Raw genomic sequence first — 18,136 nt, 5'->3', positions numbered from 1 at the left:
GCCTTACGATGAAACCACCTATTTGAATGCTTTGAGGAAGCGTGGGTCACCGCTCCTCAAGAGTCTTGATTTAGGTTGACTGACTTCCTCAGGGCGTGAAGCTGCCTGTCAGCACTGACAGAAAACGGCCAAAGCGGACGATAGGAGCAGGGCGCTTCGATTAGCTGGGTGCAGAGCCGCCAGTCGACTCAAGCGATGCCCCTGCATCCTTAATTCAACGTATTTCTATTCGACACTTGCTCTGTAAGCACTTCTTTGTCCTTCCATGCAGACTGTGAAACACCAAGACTGCAGAGCTGTGCGACGACGAGGCCAAGCAGCATGATTCCCACACCCATCAAACGCCCAAAACTGACTGGCTTTGCCGTCAATCCGAGCAGGCCAAAGTGGTCGAGTAGCAGCGCTGCAATCATCTGCCCGGCTATTACACACAGCAGGAACCCGCTCGCTCCGACTTTTGGTAGTAGCGCTAAGGAAGTAGCCACGTAAACGGCCCCTGTCACACCACCGATCCACATCCACCACGGGCCGCGTACTGCACTTTGGAAGTCAGGCACGGGCAAGCGCATAAGGACGACCACTATCAATATCGCAACGACGCCGATGCTGAGCGCGACAGCGGCTCCCCATAAAGGGTGGCCGAGCATGCGTCCCAGCGTGGCGCCGCTAGCGGCTTGTATCGGGATCAGCGTGCCCGCCATGAAGGCTGTCAGCATTGGTAAAAAAAGATAAAGCGCTGTTTTGCCTACCATAAATTTCTCCGTTAGACAGGTCGCTCAGCGTTCGGCGTACGTGCCTGTTCATGTGTTAAATTGATTGAATTCACTACCTAGCGACTCGAGTATTCATTCAATGGATGAACTGCGCAGGATTGACCTCAATATGCTGGTGACACTTCATGCGTTATTGGCCGAAAAACACGTCACGCGAGCGTCTGTCCGGCTGCATAAAAGCCAGCCGGCAGTCAGTCATGCTCTCGGCTTGCTCAGAGCCCATTTCGATGACCCTTTGCTCATACGGCGCAACGGGTCATTGGTTTTAACGGCAAGGGCACAAAGTTTGGCTCAGCCGCTTCAGGATGCATTGGGCAACCTGAACTCGCTGTTGGGCGCTCCCGCCTTTGAGCCATCAACGGCAAAGGGTCGTTTCAGATTGTCGCTATCGGACTATGCCGCGCGAATCCTTCTGCCTCCGCTTACCCGGAAAATTCGCCAGGAAGCGCCGGGAATTGATTTGGCCATCAGCCAGGCCAGTCGAGAAATGATGATTTCTCAGCTTCTGGACGGTGAGCTCGACCTTGCATTGGGCATCTTCCCCGAAGTTCCGGGTGCCATTGCGCTACAAGATCTTTTTTCCGAAGGATTCATCTGTCTCGCCGACAAAAAAGTACTGCCCGCGCAAGGGGGGCTTTCATTGGATGATTGGCTATCTCGCCCGCATGTCATGCTCGCGCTGCGCCCTGATGCGAACGATGAGATTGAGCGGGCGTTGACCACCCAAGGTTTGAAGCGTCACATTGCCTTGGCATTGCCCCACTGGAGCGCTGCAGTCGACGTGCTTGCAGGTACTGATTTGATTCTTACGGTCGCCAGTCGCGCGGTAGGTCCGATGCGAAATCACAAATCGCTGCGGCAATTCGACCCGCCCATTGATATCCCCCGATTCGCCTATCAGCAGGCTTGGCACGCCAGGAAAGAGGGGGATGCCGCACATCGCTGGCTGCGCGAAGCAGTTTTCGAATGCTCTCAGCCAAGCTGACATCCCGTCAGGGTTGCAGGGCAGGGCCTTTCAGCTCGATCTGATTATCATCGGGGTCATTGAGATAAATCGACAAACCTGTTCCCTCCGCCCCATACCGCATCACGGCCTCTTCAGCAGAGACACCGGCAGCAGCCAAGTGGCGGAGAATGGCCTGTTCATCAAACGGCGCAACGCGAAGGCAGAAGTGATCAACATTGTGTCTTTGCTTACCCGCCGGCTACCCACCCTGACGACCGATCGGCCCGTTCACATCAACCAGGTCAATCATGGATGTCCCTGCGCTCAGATGAATCATGCCAAGGTCGTCACGGCGCTTTTTGACATCACATCCCAGTACCGATGTGTAGAAAGCCAGGCTGTGCTCAATGTCCTGCACCCGCAGTACAACATGGTCGATACGTTGAATTGAAAAACTGCGCATTACGATCACTCCTGTCGGATCACTGATTTGAGTCCCCATCCAGTTTCGAATCTCCAGATGGGCACTCTTCACGATGCGTGCACCAAGTTAGGTGACTCAGTTGACCTTCGAAAACAGTTGAGGCACCTCACCCGAGAAGTCGACCCAAGGATTGGTATCGAGCAACTCGGCATGCGCCACACTGGGTTCATCGAAGCGAATGGTGAAGCTTTCCGGCCCATGGGCGTAGGCAACAATCACGCCTTGGTGCGGATCCATGTAGCCGGCGTGCATGCCGAAGCCTGGATAGCTGAGGCGCACGGCAGGCCCTTCAGGGTTGATCTCATGCACAGTCAGACGTGCGAGGACGCCATCTGGCAGCACAAACATCCAGGTGAAAGCACCACCGGATACCACCGTCATCACTTCATCAATGCCCGCGCCATTGTCCGAAGTGTTTACATGAAGACGGCCATAACGATTCAGAGCCCAAGTCCGCATCTCTGGGGTCATGGCTTTCATGTCGTAAACTTTTGGATAGGGCGCGGTATCTCCCTCACGAGTACCCAGGTAGCCACCACGGTGCACCTCAGGAGTACGGCCTGCGAGGTGGATTTGCTCCAGTAGTTCAGCACGGTTGAGACTGAATATTGAAAGCAGCTTGTTTTGATCTTCTTCACTGATGGCGTTAATCAGCGATGCTTTGAGAATCGGCTTGGCTTCTTCGGGAATCGAGACAGTGCTGGCGCGCACACCCACGCTCCGCAAGACAGCGTTGACGCTATCGATACCTTCAACATCGGGACGGCCATCGCTGAACTGAAGTTTTACGAAGTTCATCTTTGTTTCTCCTATCGTGAGGCAGAAAGTTGCGGTTGCGTTGCGGGTTTTCATAAACGGGTAAGGCGGGTTACTGCCTGATTTGGGTAACGCTGTTCTCAACCGTTGGCGTGCCGATGCCCTGAACCAGCAACACACCACCAAAGATGAGCACGACGCCTGCCAGTCGAGTGAAAGTGATCGGTTTGTTGGGGAGTCCCATCAATCCGTAATGGTCAACCAGGACGGAGGCCAAAATTTGTCCCGCGACGACGAGCAGTAGAAATCCGCTAGCCCCTAGCTGGGGAGTGATGGCCGTTGCGCTGCCTACGTACACGGCGCCCAAAATGCCTCCGATCCATAACCACCAGGATCCCTGCAAAGCCTTGCCGACATCCGGCGCAGATACCCGCATGACTAGCAGTGCAATCACCACCACAACGGAGCTGACGAACAGCGACGTTAACGCCCCCCAAAGTGGGTGCCCTAACGCTCGGCCCACGGCTGCGTTACTGGCGGCCTGGAAGGGCAGGACTGCGCCTGCCAGCAATGCGGTACCCACCGGGATAAGTGCGAGAGCTACTGCCTTACTGAACATGGCATTCCCCTTTGGAGATGGCTGGTTTCGATGGGCAAATACTCTCCAATCCACAGGAATTATGGAAATCACATGTTTGCACATGCATTATTCATATGATGGATAATTTGAAGAGGCGAGGCCTTCTATCTCAGCTGCGCTCAGTAGACTGAACGGGGTCGATCTTCGACTTTTACTTTCAGGGATCGAAAAGGTAGCTGACGGTTCGACACACGCTTTAGTTGAACTGAAGTGTCCTGCTTTAAAAATCATCCATTGATGTGCGCACCGGCAGCCATTCAGATAGGCACTGCAGAAAGCACTCTGCCATCCGCTGACAATAAGAGAAAAGGTTCGCACGCCATGCGCAAACTCGTAAAAGTCCTGACCCTGGTTTCCTCCGTTATCCTCTCCGCGCCATTTGCCATACAGGCCCAGGAAGCCTCCACTGCGCAAAGCCCGGCCTTTGTGGTGCATAAGTTATCGAACTTCCTCTACGCCATCGGCGAACCCAACTACTACCAGAAGAACTTTTCGTATTTGCTGGTGGGGGAGGATCAGGCATTGATGTTTGATTCGGGGGCCAACCAGAAAGAAGACATCACTTCGGTGGCTCGTAAAATCACTAACAAGCCGCTCTCGATGCTGCCCTCACACCTGCATTTCGATCACCTTGGCGGCCTGCACAATTTTAAAAGCATCTATTTGGTGGATACGCCCTTCACTCGTCAGTTCAGGGGAAAGGATGACTTCTACCGTGTTCCTGAGCCGGTTTACCTGGGCAACTTCGATCACATGGTCGTACCGCCCTTCAAGGTCGCGCGGCTAATACAGCCAGACGAGACCATCGACCTTGGTGGTCTGAAGGTGCGTCTGATCAGCGTGCCCGGTCACACGCAGGACGAAGTGGCACTCTTCGATGAGACGCACAACATTTTGCTGGCCGGGGATCACGTCTACCCGTCCTGGCTGTTGGCAGGAAATCTCAAAGACTACGTTGCTTCTCTCGACGCCACGCTGAAGGTTATCAATGAGAAGACCGCCATCTATGGCGCTCATGCGGACGAGGATCCAACCAAGGTGCCAGCCATGACCTACGCGGACGTACAGGCGATTCGCGACAAGATGGCTCTGATCCTGGCGGGGCGCGCAAAGGGTGAAGCGTTCAGCGATCCGGAACTGATCAAGAGTTCCGAGCTTTACAAGGTGGAGAAGGACATCAGCATTCTCACCAACATCCAGTTTACTGATGGTCGTGGCTACGGTTACTGATCGGGCTGCCCGGCTGTAGCGAGTAACCAGTCGATGAACGCCCGGATTTCCGGGCGTTCGCGCGCTGCTTCGGAACAGGTAACATAGTAATTGTGCAGCGCAGGCACGGTGATCGACAGCGGTCGCACTAATCGTCCTTCATCGAGATCGCGGGCGGAAACGAGTTCATCGCTCAGCGCCACGCCGAAACCGTCCCGTGCTGCCTGCAAGACCATGCCGAAATCTTCAAAGAAGATATCCTCTTCGCCGATACGACTGATGCCAACATCGGCCAGCCATTGCTGCCACTGGCGCCCATTGTCTTCGTGTAGCAGGCGGTGTCGAGCCAAGTCAGGCACTTCCCGAATGGCTTTCGGCCCTCGCAAGAATTGCGGACTGCAGACTGGCGTCATGCGAATGCCGTGCAGCAGACGCCACCATAAGCCTGGCCATGGCGGAGAACCGTAGACCACCGCGATATCGGCGCGACGCCAGTCTACTTGCGGTATGCCCGGGGCGGTGATCACGCTCACCCGCACCGAGCGCGACGCCTCCATGAAGCGCAGCAGCGGCGTGGTCAGCCACTCCACTCCCTCCGCAGGGGGAATGGACAAGGTGATCTCGACGACCTCTTGCTCTGCAGCGGAACCGGTCTGCATTGATGCCACCGCGTTGCTGATTTCGCTCATTGCGTTCGCTACATGCTTTTGTAGGAGTCGACCGTTGGCGGTCAGCACAAGTTGACGACCGCGCTTCTCGAACAGCTCTATTCCGAGGCTGGCCTGCAACGCTTTGACTTGCTGGCTCACTGCGCCAGTGGTGACGTGCAACTCAATCGCGGCGGCTGCCAGACTACCCAAGCGGGCTACGCTTTCGAACACTTTAAAATTGTGCAAGGGGGGAAACGTCATTTCATCTCCGTAACAACAGCCCCTGCGGTCAGAGCAGGAACCCGACGAGGGCGAGCGTGTGTATACGTACATCGTCTCCCAATTTGCTATGACATGGGTACCCTGCTGGCACTGACTTTCCATGCCGCGGCCTTGTCCCGCTATGGAGTGACTGTCAGCTTTTGGCCGATAGTTGCCTGTCGCGAAGGACAACTATCGACCCCTTAGCCAGTCATCCATATCGACTGAATCTATGGTGTCTTCTTGCTCAAGCTTGAGCACGAAAGCCACCCCGGGCTTCAGCAGTGTTCAGAAGGTCTCCATCTCGTGCTGTTACATCACGATGGGCATCGGTCAGATCGCTTGAGCACCGCACTGAGGACGCGCTGTCCATATAAACCGACGCCAAGACCCGACACGATGAAAACGACTGCAACGATTTTGTTAAGTGACAGGGTCTCATTGAAAATCATGACTGAACCGAGCAGGCCGAATACCGGTACCAACAACGACAATGGCGCGACGGTAGACACGGGATATCGTTTCATAAGTGAGTTCCACACCCAGTAGCCGAACAGTGTATTGGGGTATACCTGGAACAGGATCGACAGGACGGCGCGGTAGTCGAGTTGATTCACCAATGCGCTGTACCCCGTCGAGCCGTTGACAGCGTAATCAAGCGCGAAAAGAGGGATGGGCGAAAACGCGCTCGACCACACCAGGAAAGCGAAGACCTGCGTGGTCTTGGCTTTTTTGTTGATCACGTTGGCCGCACTCCAGGCGACCGCTCCCAGCAGCACCAGGATCAGTCCGGCCGTCGTTACTGTCCCATCAACGATGGAGACGATGCTCAACAAACCACACAGAGCGAGACCCATGCCCGCGTACTGAAAGCGGGAAATGGTTTCCTTGAATATCCATGAACCCAGCAGGATGGTGAAAAACGCGCTGAACTGAAGCACCAGCGAAGCGATGCCTGCGGAAAGACCAGACTTGATGCCAAGGTTAACGACGCCCCAAAGTCCGATACCGAAGACCAGGCCGTAACCAATGATGTAGCGCCACTGCACATCAGGTTTCGGAATGAAAAAGATCGCCGGGAGCGCGCATAGCGTGAAGCGAATGCCGGCAAGAATGAATGGGTCAACGGTGGTGAGCCCCAGTTTGATAACCGAGAAATTCGCCCCCCATATGGCAGTAATCGAGATGGCGAGTAGCAGGTGCCTGGCTTTCATGCTGATCTTCCTTGATGGGTCGTTGAAAAATGAAACGTGAGAAACCACAGAACCAAGGCAGTAGCGCTGATCAAGGCGCCCAGCAGGCTTACTGCTATCCAGCCCCAAAGCGCATAAACCTGGGTTGCGGCTGCGGCTCCCAGCGCACTACCGACCGAGTAGAAGGACATGTATGCGCCGACCATGCGACTTTGGGCGTCGGGTCGTGCAGCAAAAATGAGGCTCTGGTTGGTGACGTGTACTGCTTGCACCGCGAAGTCGAGCAAGACCACTCCGCAGACCAGCGCGATCAAGGACGTCTCGGCAAAAGTGATGGGCAACCAGGAAAGCGTCAGGAGCCCCAGCGAAATACCGGTAACTCGTTGTCCAAAACCTTGATCGGCCCAGCGACCGGCTCTTCTGGCAGCAAGGGCACCGGCGACGCCGGCCAATCCAAACATGCCGATGGCAGTGTGTGAAAGCGACAGTGGCGGGGCGCTCAACGGCAGCACCATGGATGTCCACAGCACGGAAAAAGCGGCAAAGATCAGTAAGGCCAGAAGGCCCCTGGCGCGTAAAGTGCGTTCGGTGATGAACAGTTTGAAGACCGACTTTATGAGCGCCAGGTAGGAGTCTTGGTGCCTTGGCGGCACCGTGACAGGAACCACCTTCCACAGCACCGCCGCGATGGTCAGCATCAATCCTGAGGACACAAAGTAAACGGCGCGCCAGCCCGCGATGTCCGCAATCAGGCCAGAGGTAAACCGCGCCAGAAGAATGCCCAGGACAATTCCACTGGTGACGGTTCCCACTGTCTGCCCCCGTTGTGATGGCGTTGCCAACACGGCGGCGTATGCCACAAGTACTTGAACAACCACTGCCAGTAAGCCCATCACGATCATGGCACCCAACAGGGCCAACCATTGCTGTGCTGCGCCGACCGCCGCGAGTGCAACCGCAGACAGCACTACCTGAGTCAGAATCAGCCGTTTACGGTTTACCAAATCGCCCAGTGGGACGATGAACAGCAACCCCAGCGCGTAACCAACCTGAGTAGCAGTCACGACAACTCCGATCATTGATGAGGCCACGCCCAGGCTCTGAGCCATTGAATCGAGTAACGGTTGCGCGAAGTAAACGTTGGCTACTGCAAGTGCGCAGGTGACAGAAAACAATAACGTGAGCGACGGAGAAAGCCCCGGAGACCGGTCGGTCCTGCTGCTTTCTCCGGTATCCGAATGCAGCAGTCCCGAAGGCTGCTTGGAGAACCGTTTGGTGGCTGAGTCGGCATCTGCTGTCATGTACACCTCCATGGCGTTAAACTGGTTTCAATTGAAAACTAGATTCAATTGTTGTCGAATCAGGTTTTAAATTGCAACCACATTGCGCCAGTCTGGTGGACATACTTGGCAAATCCACATTCCGGAAGGTCAAAAAAGATGGTCGAAGACGCTTCACCGCAACGCAGCGAATGCCCGGTAGCAAGGACACTGGAGGCAATTGGGGATCGATGGTCGCTCATGATCATCCGCGACGCTTTTGATGACATTCGCCGATTCAGCGAATTTCAAAAGAGCTTGGGCGTGGCCAAAAATATTCTGGCATCGCGGCTGAAAGCGTTGGTCGAGGTCGGGGTATTCGACGTTCGACCAGCGTCAGATGGAAGCGCCTACAAGGAGTACGTTCTTACGGACAAAGGACGGGAGATCTTTCCGGTTGTGGTCAGCATGAGGCAGTGGGGCGAACGTTTTCTGTTCGAGTCGCAGGAGACGCGTTCGGTGCTGATAGACAACGAGTCCGGCCAGCCCCTGATGCCGATTGATGTTCGCTCATCAAGCGGTCAAAAACTTGGACCGTCTGACTGCCACAGAGTGAGACTTGTTGACGGCGAGTCGTGAATCGACAGGGAGGGGTGGTAAAAAATCAGACGGGTTGCGGTGGCCTGCGAATTCCACGCCATCCGCAATGGCCGTTGCAGCGGGAACTTCAGGGTATTGGCCAGGTCAACAGGGGCCCTGCATCGGCGATGTCGAGCAGCGCTGGTGGCCTGTTTTACGGCAGTGCCGTCCGAGATCATCCGAGTCCGCCCCCTGATGCCAACCAAGAGTTTTCTGCCGGGTCTCCTCCTGGCGTTCTGCGCCGTCGCGTCGCTTTGCTCGGTTGCTGCCGAGCGAAGAGCGCCCTCGCAAAGTAACAGCGCATCAACCACGTTAATCGAAACTGCCTCGCGGCAGTATGAAAATGGCCAGTTGGACCAAGCCGCTGCCACGCTGGAGCGTGCCCTGCATATCCAGCCGAACAATCCCGCGACGCTGCATTACCTTGGTGTGTTGCGTCTTCAGCAGGGGCAGTACCAGCAGGCAGAAACGTTGGCGGCGCGCTCGAACATGCGGGTGGGTGGCAACGTCGAGTTACGCAACCGCAACTTCCAATTGATTCAGGCGGCGCAGCAGGGCAAGGCTTCGAATACCTCACCCAACGCCAAAGAGGATCTGGTCGCCGTACAGAAGGGGCTCGAAGAGGAGGCTAAAAGGCGCCGCGAAGCAGAAATGGCCGCTGCTGAACAATCCAACGCTGGCAACTTAGCTAGCGCAAACGCAGAGACAGTATCGGATTCGCCGACGGCTGGCAGGTCACTGCCTGAAGGAGAATTGCCAATGGCTTCCGTCGAGCCAGAGGCCGCGTACGATGAGGTTCAGATCCCCCGCGGCCATTGGCCGCCACCGGGTAAATGCCGAATCTGGTTTCCTGATCGCCCGCCCGGGCATCAGCCCGCACCCGGCAAGTGCAAGAAGCTGCGACATCGGGTGCCGTCAGGAGCCTACCTGGTGCGCGGTTGAGTTTTTGAGTGTCCTTCGGGCTGGTTAAGTCGCAGGTGTTGCAGGCGGATAATCCCGTGGCTTCGCACTAGCGACGATAGTAGCGGCGATCGTCCTCGTAGCCGTGCCGCATGGCCCGATCGTGGTGGCGCTCCCAATCACGACGTTCAGCTTCTCGGCGGGCTTGCTCTCTACGCCACTGATCTCTACGCCAGTCGTCTCGGCGCCAATCGTCTCTACGATCGTGCCAACGGCCGTCATGCCAATATCGGTCGTCATGGGCAAGCAACGGCCCTGGCTGCTTGCCGGCCATACTGGCCAAGGTCGGCCAAGGGTTGCCGGCGGCCTGGACAGGAGCCTGAACGGCTGTGACTTCAGTTGCGAAATCAGGGGTTGAGGTCTTCATCTGTGTTGCTGATGCCGAGCCCACTGCCGCGAACGCGAACAGGCCGATGAGCAGCATCCGTGGGTCATGGAATTTCATGAGCGAAGACAACCTCTGACTGACAATTGGACGTGTGGCCATCTGGGTGCGGGAATCCGGCTGGTTCGCGCTTACCGAGCGGATGTGCCTATCCACATAGACAGATAAATAGGGAAAAGTTCTAGGGGGGCGCTGCTTAAATAGCCAACGGCCTCAGTGTTTGGCCCCTTTGAAGTTTGCTATCTCGATGTCCGCTTTTGGCTGTGGATTCAACCGGTCGATGCAACACAACTAAATTCTGTGTAAGCAGAAGGAGTGTTGCAGATGAAGCAGAGGTGATCGTTCCCTCATCTGAGATGCGACGCAATCGGTCACTCCGCGCTCGCTGACCCACCGCATTCGCCACTAAGCCGGCTCTTCTATTACGGCATGGAAATCCTGTACTCGGCGAGCTTGGCCTTGTGCTCCTCCAGCACGTACTTCTTGTTGGCGATCTGCGAGAACTTCATGAAGTCGGCCTTGGCGTCGTCCCTGCCCCCCAAATGGTCGTACGCGATCCCGCGCGCATAATAGGCCCAGGCATAGTCCGGCTGGCGCTGAAGGCCAGTGCTGAATGCTTCAGCGGCCTCTCGGTACTGACCCAGGTCTGTCAGCGCCAGGCCCAGATGATAGTAGGTCGGCATGTGGAAGCCGGAACCCTTTCCGGCTTCTCCCATTCCGTTGTCAAGGTTGTACTGCACGAGTTCAAGGGCTTTTTTCGGGTTGCCAGCGTCTCGATACATGGCGCTCAAGTCCAGGTTGGTGCGCGGATCAGGCTTGACCGCCAGTTGCATGGATTTTTCCTTGGCGGCCACGGCTTCGGGAAAGTGCTTGAGGTTGCTGTAGGCGTCGGCCTGCACCGCGTAAATCAAACTTTGCAGCGAGGCGGGCAGCGTATTTTTCTGCAGGCATAGATCACCTTCCTGCAGCACCAGAGGGTAGTTTTCGGCTTTGGACGCCTTAAACTGATTAGCGCAGTGGACAAGGTTGGCTTTTTGCGGGTTCTGCATCCCTGCACAACCTGTGAGGATGACGGAGCAGGCGATCAGTGCAGGCCAGCGAGTATTCATGATAAGCATCCTTGTCAGTCGAGCAGATGAGCGTTGAGGTCAGGGCGATAGACCTGCAAGAGCGGCGCGGTCACGGTGCCTTGAAGCGAGCAGAACACGGTGGTGTGTCCCGCGAGCGGCGGTGTCGTGTCGCCCGTGTCGACGATCAGCACGCGGTCTACGAAACCAAACGGCGTGGCGACGCCGGGGCCGGTCAGTTCTTCGGTGCGCCATTGGCCGATCGGGTCACCGACGCGGCGAATTTCGGCGCGGGTAATGGCTTTGCCCTGACTGACAAAGCGTGCGTTGTCAACGATCAGCGGCTTGAGTTTTGCGGCCACCTCTTGCGGCAAGCCATCGGCTACGAAACCCCAGAACAGAAAATTGCCGACGTTCTTGATGGTTTCGGCCTGGTTGTAATAGCCGACCATACGCACGCCGTTAACGATCAGGGGCGTTTCGAAATGTTGGTAAGTGCCACCTTCCTGCAGCGGACTCATGATGGTCGGTGCCTTGACCGAGCCGTAGTCACTCAGGCGCAAGGTACCTGCTGGTAGGTGGGCATCGCGCAGGCTCTCGAAGAAATGCGCATCGCAACGAGAGAATTCAGTCAGCAGTTGTTCGGGCGTGGTGACGGTCTGGGCTTGGGCAGTGCAGGCGGCGCCGATGGCGAGCAAAGCAACGCCGGAAAAAAGAGAGCGAAACATTAAAATCATCCGTGAAAGTGGGAACGAAGGCTGTCGGCTGGTGAGTCGGGAACTTTAGCAATACGGGCCTGCGGGAGAAGGCCAGCTTCTCTTTTGGGCTGAAAGCAGGCATAGATCGAACGTCCGCTTCTTGGCCGAAAGCTGCCTCTGACTATCATGCTTGAGTGCGTCGCCTGTATCTCATAAATACGGGGCATCTGTGTCTATCGAAAGTAGTACTGGATGGGTACGGTCCACAGACACTCCTTCATTGATGAGGCAACGATGGATCTGACGGCGGTTCCCTTTGGTACGACCGATTGGTCGACTGTCGAACCTGTTCAGTATGCTGGACAGACGGGTACCGCCTATTGGCGAACCTGCCAGTTTGGTTCAACGCGTGTGCGGATGGTTGAATACAGTCCCGGGTATCTGGCCGATCACTGGTGTTGGAGAGGTCATATCCTGTTGTGTCTGGAAGGCGAGTTGCACACGGAGCTGGAGGATGGTCGTCAGTTCACGCTCACCGCCGGGATGAGCTATCAGGTGGGCAGCAACGCTGAGGGGCATCGATCTTTCAGCACCACCGGTGCCAAGTTGTTCGTCGTGGATTAACGCTGGGGCGTTTGGTTCGGGACTACGCTAAAGCCATGCGGATCGTCGATCAATGGTGACCCACTGTTCGCGCTGCGTCCGTCCCTGGAGCGCCCAATGCCGTCCATTATCACGCGCCTGGTGGCGCTGTTGGTTCTTTGCCTGACGCTTGACGTGCCAGCCCAGACCAACGCCTGTCCAGCTGGCGAGACACAAGTGTGCCTGGACGGCTGCATCTGCCTGCCAGTGCCTGATGGCATCTACCAGATCGCGGCACCTGCCCTGGCGCTGTGGCTGACCCAAGCCCGCGCTGAAGCAGCCACCGCCGACATCCAACCCATTCCACCGCACATCCGGGAGCAACTGCTGCGCTGGTACGACCCCAGCGTCCTCGATACCGCGCGCTACAAAGTGAGCGACAACGGCCAATTCAACGCGGCCACTGCCATGCTGCAAAACCCCGATGTCGGTGCCGTGACGCTGATCGACATCATCCTCTTCCGGGACGCTCAATCCGCAGAACAGGACATCGCGCTATGGGCTCACGAATTAAAGCATGTGCAGCAGTATCAGGAATGGGGGGTGGAAGGATTTGCCCAGCGGTATACACAGGATTTCAATGCCGTGGAGGCGCCGGCTTATGCCATACAGGCTGAGGTCAGGCGGTTGGTGCGGGAAGGGAATTACTGAAGAGTTACGAACCCCGCTGCTCGGCCACCAACAGCAATGACTGCGGCACAGGACTTTGCGGGTGCTGCGGTTCCTGCAGGACGGCCAGCTGAAAACCGGCCATGTCCAGTGCATTGAGCCAACTGGACAAGGAGCGGAAATACCACGGCATGGGTTGCCATTGCCCCTTGAACCCAGTGAAGGTCTCTTCCCGCCAACCATCCTGATAGTCGCCCGCCGCCGCAGTCCACGGATGCAGCGTCTGGATCACCAGCGCGCCGCCAGGGGCGAGCAGGGCGTTCATGGCGGCGAGCAGCGGGATGATGTCCTGGTGCAGCAGGGCGAAGTTGGCGCAGATCAAGTCGTAGTCGCGGCCGACGTCCACCTTTGCCTCCACCAACGCTTCATAGCTCGCCAGATGCACCGGCGAAGAGCCCGCCGCCCGCGCTGCCTCGACCAGCGTCGCATCGCCGTCCACACCGACCGCCTTGAAGCCCCGTTCAGCCAGCGCGCGCAACAGCCAGCCCTCGCCGCAACCCAGGTCGAGCACACGCTCGGGCTGGCGGCCCAGTACCGCCAGCAGGATTGCCTGGTCGGTGACCTTGAGGCGACTTTCGATGGCGCCGGTGCGGATGGCTTCGATCCAGGATTGGGCGTTGTGGTGCCAGCTGTCGAGGAGGGTGGATTCGGGGGTGGGCATGTCGGTGACCGGCGTTGTTGGTTGGATAAAAGGATAGGACAAGCGCGTGCGGATCGAAAAATCCTTACCAGCCTTTCACTCCGCTCATATCGGGCAGCTTGTGAGCGATGCCCTTGTGGCAGTCGATACAGGTAGCCTCACCGTTGGCCAGAGAAGTTGAGTGCATGGCCGAAGCGCGTTTGCTCTGGCGGGTAAAATCCATGAACTCGAAGTTGTGGCAATTACGGCATTCGCGAGAGTCGTTGGCCTTGAGCCTTGCCCACTCATGTTCGGCCAGTTCGCGACGCAGAGTGAGGAATTTGTCGCGCGTATCGATGGTGCCGAAAATCTTGCCCCACACCTCTTTTGACGCCTGCATCTTGCGCGCGATCTTGTGGGTCCATTCGTGGGGCACGTGGCAGTCCGGGCAACTAGCGCGCACGCCGGATCGGTTGGTGTAGTGGATCGTGTCCTTCAGCTCGACGAAAACGTTGTCACGCATCTCATGACAGGAAATGCAGAATTTCTCGGTATTACTCAGCTCCAGCGCGGTGTTGAAGCCACCCCAGAAAATGATCCCGGCGATAAAGCCCCCCAGCGTCAGAAAACCCAGGCTGTAGTAGAGGCTCGGACGACGCAGAATGCCCCAGTAATCCTTAAGCAGGGCGAACAGTGCTTTCATGTTGCCTCCTCAGGGTTTCTGCGCGGCGTTGGCGTCGTCTTGCAGTATTTTGTCGATCGTCTCGAAACTGTTGCCCACCAAGGGTTGCACTTCTGTTTGCGGCACGTGGCATTGGTTACAGAAGTACCGGCGCGGTGACACCGCCGCCAGCGCCTGGCCGTCGCGGTCCATGTAGTGGGTGATGCTGATCATCGTTGCCTGGGTCCGTGCGCTGTTGGCTCGGCTGTGACAGGACAGGCACTTGTTGCCGTTTTGGTCGATCTGATAACCGCGAATGGTGTGGGGGATGGTGGGAGGCTGGTCCGGGTAATTGCGCTCGCGCTTCAGGTCCTTGTTTTCTTCATTGGCAATGGGCGGAGCCGGCATGGTCTGGGTCAAGGTACCACCGGGCCGGCGCCCATCCGGCCCCGGTGCATCGAGGGGGTAATTGACTTCTGCAGCCATCACCACGCCAATCGCAGCGAGCAGGAGCAACGGCAGGATTCGCAAAGGCATGACGGTTCTCCTCAGGCCACGCTGATCAACTCGATTCGTATCGCGCATTTTTTATAGTCGGTCTGCTTGGAGATCGGGTCGGTGGCATCGAGCGTGACTTTGTTGATCAGCTTGTTGGCATCGAAAAACGGCACGAACACCAATCCTTGAGGCGGTTTGTTACGCCCGCGGGTCTCGATGCGCGCACGGATTTCACCGCGTCGGCTGATCAACTTCACTTCACTGCCACGCCTCGCCTTCAAGGCCTTGGCATCGTCGGGGTGCATGTAGACCAACGCGTCCGGCACCGCTTTGTACAGTTCCTCGACGCGTTGGGTCATGGTGCCGGTGTGCCAGTGTTCGAGGACGCGTCCGGTGCTCAGCCAGAACGGGTAATCGGCATCCGGGGCTTCGGCTGGCGGCTCGTAGGGGAGGGCGAAGATGATCGCCTTCTTGTCCGGGTAGCCGTAGAACTGCACCTCGCTGCCTTTCTCCACATAAGGGTCCAGCCCTTCGCGGTAACGCCAGCGGGTTTCCTTGCCGTCCACCACCGGCCAGCGCAGGCCTCGTTCGCTGTGGTAGCGGTCGAACGTGGCAAGGTCATGCCCGTGGCCGCGACCGAACTGGGCGTACTCCTCGAACAAACCTTTTTGCAGGTAGAAGCCAAACGCTTTGGCTTCATCATTTTTGTATCCGGCTTCCATTTGCTCGACCGGGAACTGGTCTACCTGGCCATTCTTGTAAAGCACTTCAAACAGGGTTTTGCCCTTGTGCTCAGGAGATTTGGCCAGTAACTCGGCGGGCCAGGTTTCATCGGTGGTGAAGCGCTTGGAAAACTCCAGCAACTGCCACAGGTCCGACTTGGCGTCCCCCGGTGCGGTCACCAACTGATGCCAGAATTGCGTACGCCGCTCGGCGTTGCCGAAGGCGCCTTCCTTTTCCACCCACATGGCGCTGGGCAGGATCAGGTCGGCGGCTTGCGCGGAAACGGTGGGGTAGACATCGGAGACAATCACGAAATTTTCCGGGTTGCGCCAGCCCGGCAGAACTTCCTGCATGATGTTCGGCCCGGCGTGCATGTTGTTGCTGGCCTGGGTCCAGTAAACGTTGAGTACGCCGTCCTTGAGCATGCGGCTCTGTTCCACCGCGTGAAAACCAGGCTTCTCCTGAATGGTGCCGGCGGGCAGCTTCCAGATTTTTTCGGCGATGGCGCGATGCTTGGGGTTGGTGACGACAAGATCGGCGGGCAAGCGGTGGGAGAAGGTCCCGACTTCGCGTGCCGTACCACAGGCCGATGGCTGGCCGGTCAACGAGAAGGGGCTGTTGCCCGGCTCGCTGATTTTGCCGGTGAGCAGATGGATGTTGTAGATCAGGTTGTTGGCCCAGACGCCGCGAGTGTGCTGGTTGAAACCCATGGTCCAGAACGACACGACCTTGCGCTTGGGGTCGGCATACAACTCGGCCAGGGCCTTGAGCCTTTCAGCCGGAACGCCTGTCTCCTTGGCGGTTCGCTCCAGTGTGTAAGGTTTGACGAACGCTGCGTATTGTTCGAAGGAAATATCCGTCCAGGTGTTGGCCTTGTCGGCATTTTTTGCCTTCATTTCCCGAGGATCGTCAGGTCGCAGACCGTACCCGATGTCGTCTGCACCTTTGGCAAACCGGGTGTGCTTGCTGATGAAATCCTGGTTCACCGCGCCGCTTTCAATAATGTGGCTGGCAATGTAGTTAAGGATCATCAGGTCGGTTTGCGGCTTGAACACCATGGGGATGTCGGCGAGCTCGAAACTGCGATGTTCGAAGGTCGACAGCACGGCCACTTTCACGTGAGGCTGGCTCAGGCGGCGGTCGGTGACCCGGCTCCAGAGCACCGGGTGCATCTCGGCCATGTTCGAGCCCCAGAGCACGAAAGCGTCGGTGGCTTCGATGTCGTCGTAGCACCCCATCGGCTCATCCATGCCAAAGGTGCGCATAAAACCCATCACCGCCGAGGCCATGCAATGGCGGGCGTTGGGGTCGATGTTGTTGCTGCGAAAGCCTGCCTTCATCAGCTTGTTGGCGGCATAGCCTTCCCACACGGTCCATTGCCCGGAGCCGAACATGCCGACCGACCCGGGACCTTTGCTCTTCAAGGCCTCCTTGAATTTCAGTTCCATGATGTCGAAGGCCTTCTCCCAGCTGATCGGCTGGAATTCGCCTTGCTTGTCGTACTGGCCATTTTTCATACGCAAAAGCGGTTGGGTCAGGCGATCAACGCCGTACATGATCTTCGAAAGGAAATAGCCCTTCACGCAGTTCAGTCCGCGATTGACCTCTGCCTTGACGTCGCCGTGGGTGGCGACCACCCGGTTGTCCTTGGTCGCGACCATCACGCTGCACCCGGTGCCGCAGAAACGGCAGGGCGCCTTGTTCCAGTCCAGGGTGACCATGTCCGCTTCGGTCACCAGATTACTGGCGTCGGTAATAATCGGCAGGCCAGCAGCGGCGGCTGCAATGGCGGCGGCCTGGGCCTTGACGAACGCTCGGCGCGACATGCTCATTCGATATCTCCTTCGGGTTCGAGGAGTTCGTGATAGATCAACGCCGCGTTGAGTACGCCGGGCAAGTTGTTGATCTGTTCGATGCGTTGAAGGATCTGGCTTTCGTGTACGGCTTCAAGGACCACCACCAGTTTTCCCGCCGCACTTTCCTGATGCAGTTCCAGGCCGTCCAACAGACGCAGGTTGGCTTTAACGGCGTCGAACATTTCAGGTCGGGCAAGTACGACAAGACTGGCGATATGCAAAGCTTCGTCCATGCGCTGGCTCCAATAGGCTTTCAGAAAAGGCTATTAGTTAGTTGGGTGGTCCTGGTGGGCCGTACAGCATCTGGAAAAACCAGACGATAAAACCGTAACCGCCGACGATAGCGACCGACAGCAGCGGAAAGAGGCAGACGACAAGAAAGAGAAACAGCCGGGTTTCCTTGCGGCGCTGAGGTTTTCGTTCTTCAGCCAATGACATGAGTAATCTCCTGCCGAACGTGCAGTCAGACTAGATCACGAAGTTTTCGCAGGTTTTCTGGCAGGGGTTTTATAGACCGACGGTTGTTAACCCGTGCTCCGGTGTCGCAA

The 18,136-nt window shown here is 57.1% G+C and carries 21 protein-coding genes and 1 pseudogene; 6 read left to right on the top strand and 16 right to left on the bottom strand.

The window, feature by feature from the left end; translation table 11 throughout:
- Window positions 1–209 precede the first annotated feature (209 nt).
- Entirely contained in the window at window positions 210–752 is a 543-nt protein-coding gene (locus ASC74_RS24690) for a DMT family transporter (protein WP_082555887.1), read from the bottom strand.
- Window positions 753–852: 100 nt separating this feature from the next.
- On the opposite strand from ASC74_RS24690, the gene ASC74_RS24685 reads away from it, so the two are divergent.
- Complete coding sequence (locus ASC74_RS24685; protein ID WP_056744822.1) at window positions 853–1,758, top strand: LysR family transcriptional regulator; 906 nt, start codon at window positions 853–855, stop codon at window positions 1,756–1,758.
- Between the two features lie 7 nt (window positions 1,759–1,765).
- Here ASC74_RS24685 and ASC74_RS31400 read toward each other — a convergent pair.
- From ASC74_RS31400 to ASC74_RS24670, 3 genes and pseudogenes are all read right to left on the bottom strand, one after another.
- Window positions 1,766–2,182 (bottom strand): annotated as a pseudogene (locus ASC74_RS31400) (VOC family protein).
- 96 nt (window positions 2,183–2,278) lie between these two features.
- A complete protein-coding gene (locus tag ASC74_RS24675) occupies window positions 2,279–3,001 on the bottom strand; it encodes a hypothetical protein (protein ID WP_056744818.1) in 723 nt (240 codons plus the stop codon).
- Between the two features lie 70 nt (window positions 3,002–3,071).
- Window positions 3,072–3,578, bottom strand: coding sequence for a DMT family transporter (locus ASC74_RS24670; RefSeq protein ID WP_056744816.1), 507 nt, complete (start codon window positions 3,576–3,578; stop codon window positions 3,072–3,074).
- A 342-nt stretch (window positions 3,579–3,920) separates the two neighbouring features.
- On the opposite strand from ASC74_RS24670, the gene ASC74_RS24665 reads away from it, so the two are divergent.
- Window positions 3,921–4,829 carry an MBL fold metallo-hydrolase gene (locus tag ASC74_RS24665; RefSeq protein ID WP_056744814.1) on the top strand — a complete coding sequence of 303 codons (909 nt, stop codon included), beginning with the start codon at window positions 3,921–3,923 and terminating at the stop codon, window positions 4,827–4,829.
- On the opposite strand, the gene ASC74_RS24660 is transcribed toward ASC74_RS24665, so the two are convergent.
- The 3 genes from ASC74_RS24660 to ASC74_RS24650 all read right to left on the bottom strand — a co-directional run bounded on the left by ASC74_RS24660 (window position 4,823) and on the right by ASC74_RS24650 (window position 8,213).
- Entirely contained in the window at window positions 4,823–5,719 is an 897-nt protein-coding gene (locus tag ASC74_RS24660; RefSeq protein WP_056744812.1) for a LysR substrate-binding domain-containing protein, read from the bottom strand. The two genes, ASC74_RS24665 and ASC74_RS24660, sit on opposite strands and share 7 nt — an antisense overlap.
- 317 nt (window positions 5,720–6,036) lie before the next feature.
- Complete coding sequence (locus tag ASC74_RS24655; protein WP_056744810.1) at window positions 6,037–6,933, bottom strand: EamA family transporter; 897 nt, start codon at window positions 6,931–6,933, stop codon at window positions 6,037–6,039.
- Entirely contained in the window at window positions 6,930–8,213 is a 1,284-nt protein-coding gene (locus tag ASC74_RS24650) for an MFS transporter (protein ID WP_056744808.1), read from the bottom strand. Before ASC74_RS24650 ends, ASC74_RS24655 begins: the two co-directional genes overlap by 4 nt.
- 138 nt (window positions 8,214–8,351) lie before the next feature.
- Here ASC74_RS24650 and ASC74_RS24645 point away from each other — a divergent pair, with 138 nt between their 5' ends.
- Together ASC74_RS24645 and ASC74_RS24640 are read left to right on the top strand one after the other, a co-directional pair.
- Window positions 8,352–8,810 (top strand): winged helix-turn-helix transcriptional regulator, encoded by a 459-nt coding sequence (locus ASC74_RS24645; protein ID WP_056744806.1) that lies wholly within the window; start codon window positions 8,352–8,354, stop codon window positions 8,808–8,810.
- 195 nt (window positions 8,811–9,005) lie between these two features.
- The gene (locus ASC74_RS24640) at window positions 9,006–9,752 is read left to right on the top strand and encodes a tetratricopeptide repeat protein (RefSeq protein ID WP_056744824.1); all 747 of its coding nucleotides are present in this window, start codon (window positions 9,006–9,008) and stop codon (window positions 9,750–9,752) included.
- A gap of 67 nt (window positions 9,753–9,819) precedes the next feature.
- On the opposite strand, the gene ASC74_RS32275 is transcribed toward ASC74_RS24640, so the two are convergent.
- The 3 genes from ASC74_RS32275 to ASC74_RS24625 form a co-directional block, all read right to left on the bottom strand.
- Entirely contained in the window at window positions 9,820–10,215 is a 396-nt protein-coding gene (locus ASC74_RS32275) for a hypothetical protein (RefSeq protein WP_082555888.1), read from the bottom strand.
- Between the two features lie 362 nt (window positions 10,216–10,577).
- Complete coding sequence (locus ASC74_RS24630; RefSeq protein WP_236713342.1) at window positions 10,578–11,204, bottom strand: tetratricopeptide repeat protein; 627 nt, start codon at window positions 11,202–11,204, stop codon at window positions 10,578–10,580.
- A 74-nt stretch (window positions 11,205–11,278) separates the two neighbouring features.
- Entirely contained in the window at window positions 11,279–11,950 is a 672-nt protein-coding gene (locus ASC74_RS24625; protein WP_082555886.1) for a hypothetical protein, read from the bottom strand.
- A gap of 264 nt (window positions 11,951–12,214) precedes the next feature.
- Between ASC74_RS24625 and ASC74_RS24620 the strand changes: the two genes are divergently transcribed.
- Window positions 12,215–12,544, top strand: coding sequence for a DHCW motif cupin fold protein (locus ASC74_RS24620; protein ID WP_056744797.1), 330 nt, complete (start codon window positions 12,215–12,217; stop codon window positions 12,542–12,544).
- A gap of 96 nt (window positions 12,545–12,640) precedes the next feature.
- Window positions 12,641–13,213: an eCIS core domain-containing protein gene (locus ASC74_RS24615; RefSeq protein ID WP_056744795.1), complete on the top strand. Its 573-nt coding sequence runs from the start codon at window positions 12,641–12,643 to the stop codon at window positions 13,211–13,213.
- 4 nt (window positions 13,214–13,217) lie between these two features.
- Here ASC74_RS24615 and ASC74_RS24610 read toward each other — a convergent pair whose 3' ends face one another.
- From ASC74_RS24610 to napE, 6 genes are all read right to left on the bottom strand, one after another.
- Complete coding sequence (locus ASC74_RS24610; protein WP_056744792.1) at window positions 13,218–13,892, bottom strand: class I SAM-dependent methyltransferase; 675 nt, start codon at window positions 13,890–13,892, stop codon at window positions 13,218–13,220.
- Between the two features lie 64 nt (window positions 13,893–13,956).
- Window positions 13,957–14,553 (bottom strand): cytochrome c3 family protein, encoded by a 597-nt coding sequence (locus tag ASC74_RS24605; RefSeq protein ID WP_033059988.1) that lies wholly within the window; start codon window positions 14,551–14,553, stop codon window positions 13,957–13,959.
- A gap of 9 nt (window positions 14,554–14,562) precedes the next feature.
- Window positions 14,563–15,048: a nitrate reductase cytochrome c-type subunit gene (locus ASC74_RS24600; RefSeq protein ID WP_046046763.1), complete on the bottom strand. Its 486-nt coding sequence runs from the start codon at window positions 15,046–15,048 to the stop codon at window positions 14,563–14,565.
- Window positions 15,049–15,059: 11 nt separating this feature from the next.
- Window positions 15,060–17,564 carry a nitrate reductase catalytic subunit NapA gene (gene napA, locus ASC74_RS24595; protein ID WP_056744790.1) on the bottom strand — a complete coding sequence of 835 codons (2,505 nt, stop codon included), beginning with the start codon at window positions 17,562–17,564 and terminating at the stop codon, window positions 15,060–15,062.
- Entirely contained in the window at window positions 17,561–17,821 is a 261-nt protein-coding gene (locus tag ASC74_RS24590) for a chaperone NapD (RefSeq protein ID WP_056744788.1), read from the bottom strand. The genes napA and ASC74_RS24590 overlap by 4 nt, the downstream gene beginning before the upstream one ends.
- 37 nt (window positions 17,822–17,858) lie before the next feature.
- Complete coding sequence (napE, locus tag ASC74_RS24585) at window positions 17,859–18,026, bottom strand: periplasmic nitrate reductase, NapE protein (protein ID WP_033059995.1); 168 nt, start codon at window positions 18,024–18,026, stop codon at window positions 17,859–17,861.
- Between the last annotated feature and the right edge of the window lie 110 nt (window positions 18,027–18,136).

Origin of the sequence: Pseudomonas sp. Root329, from assembly GCF_001424925.1 — a bacterium.
Lineage (GTDB): Bacteria > Pseudomonadota > Gammaproteobacteria > Pseudomonadales > Pseudomonadaceae > Aquipseudomonas > Aquipseudomonas arabinosi.
Note: the sequence above shows the minus strand (reverse complement) of the source record. Positions and strands in the feature narration are given on the sequence as shown.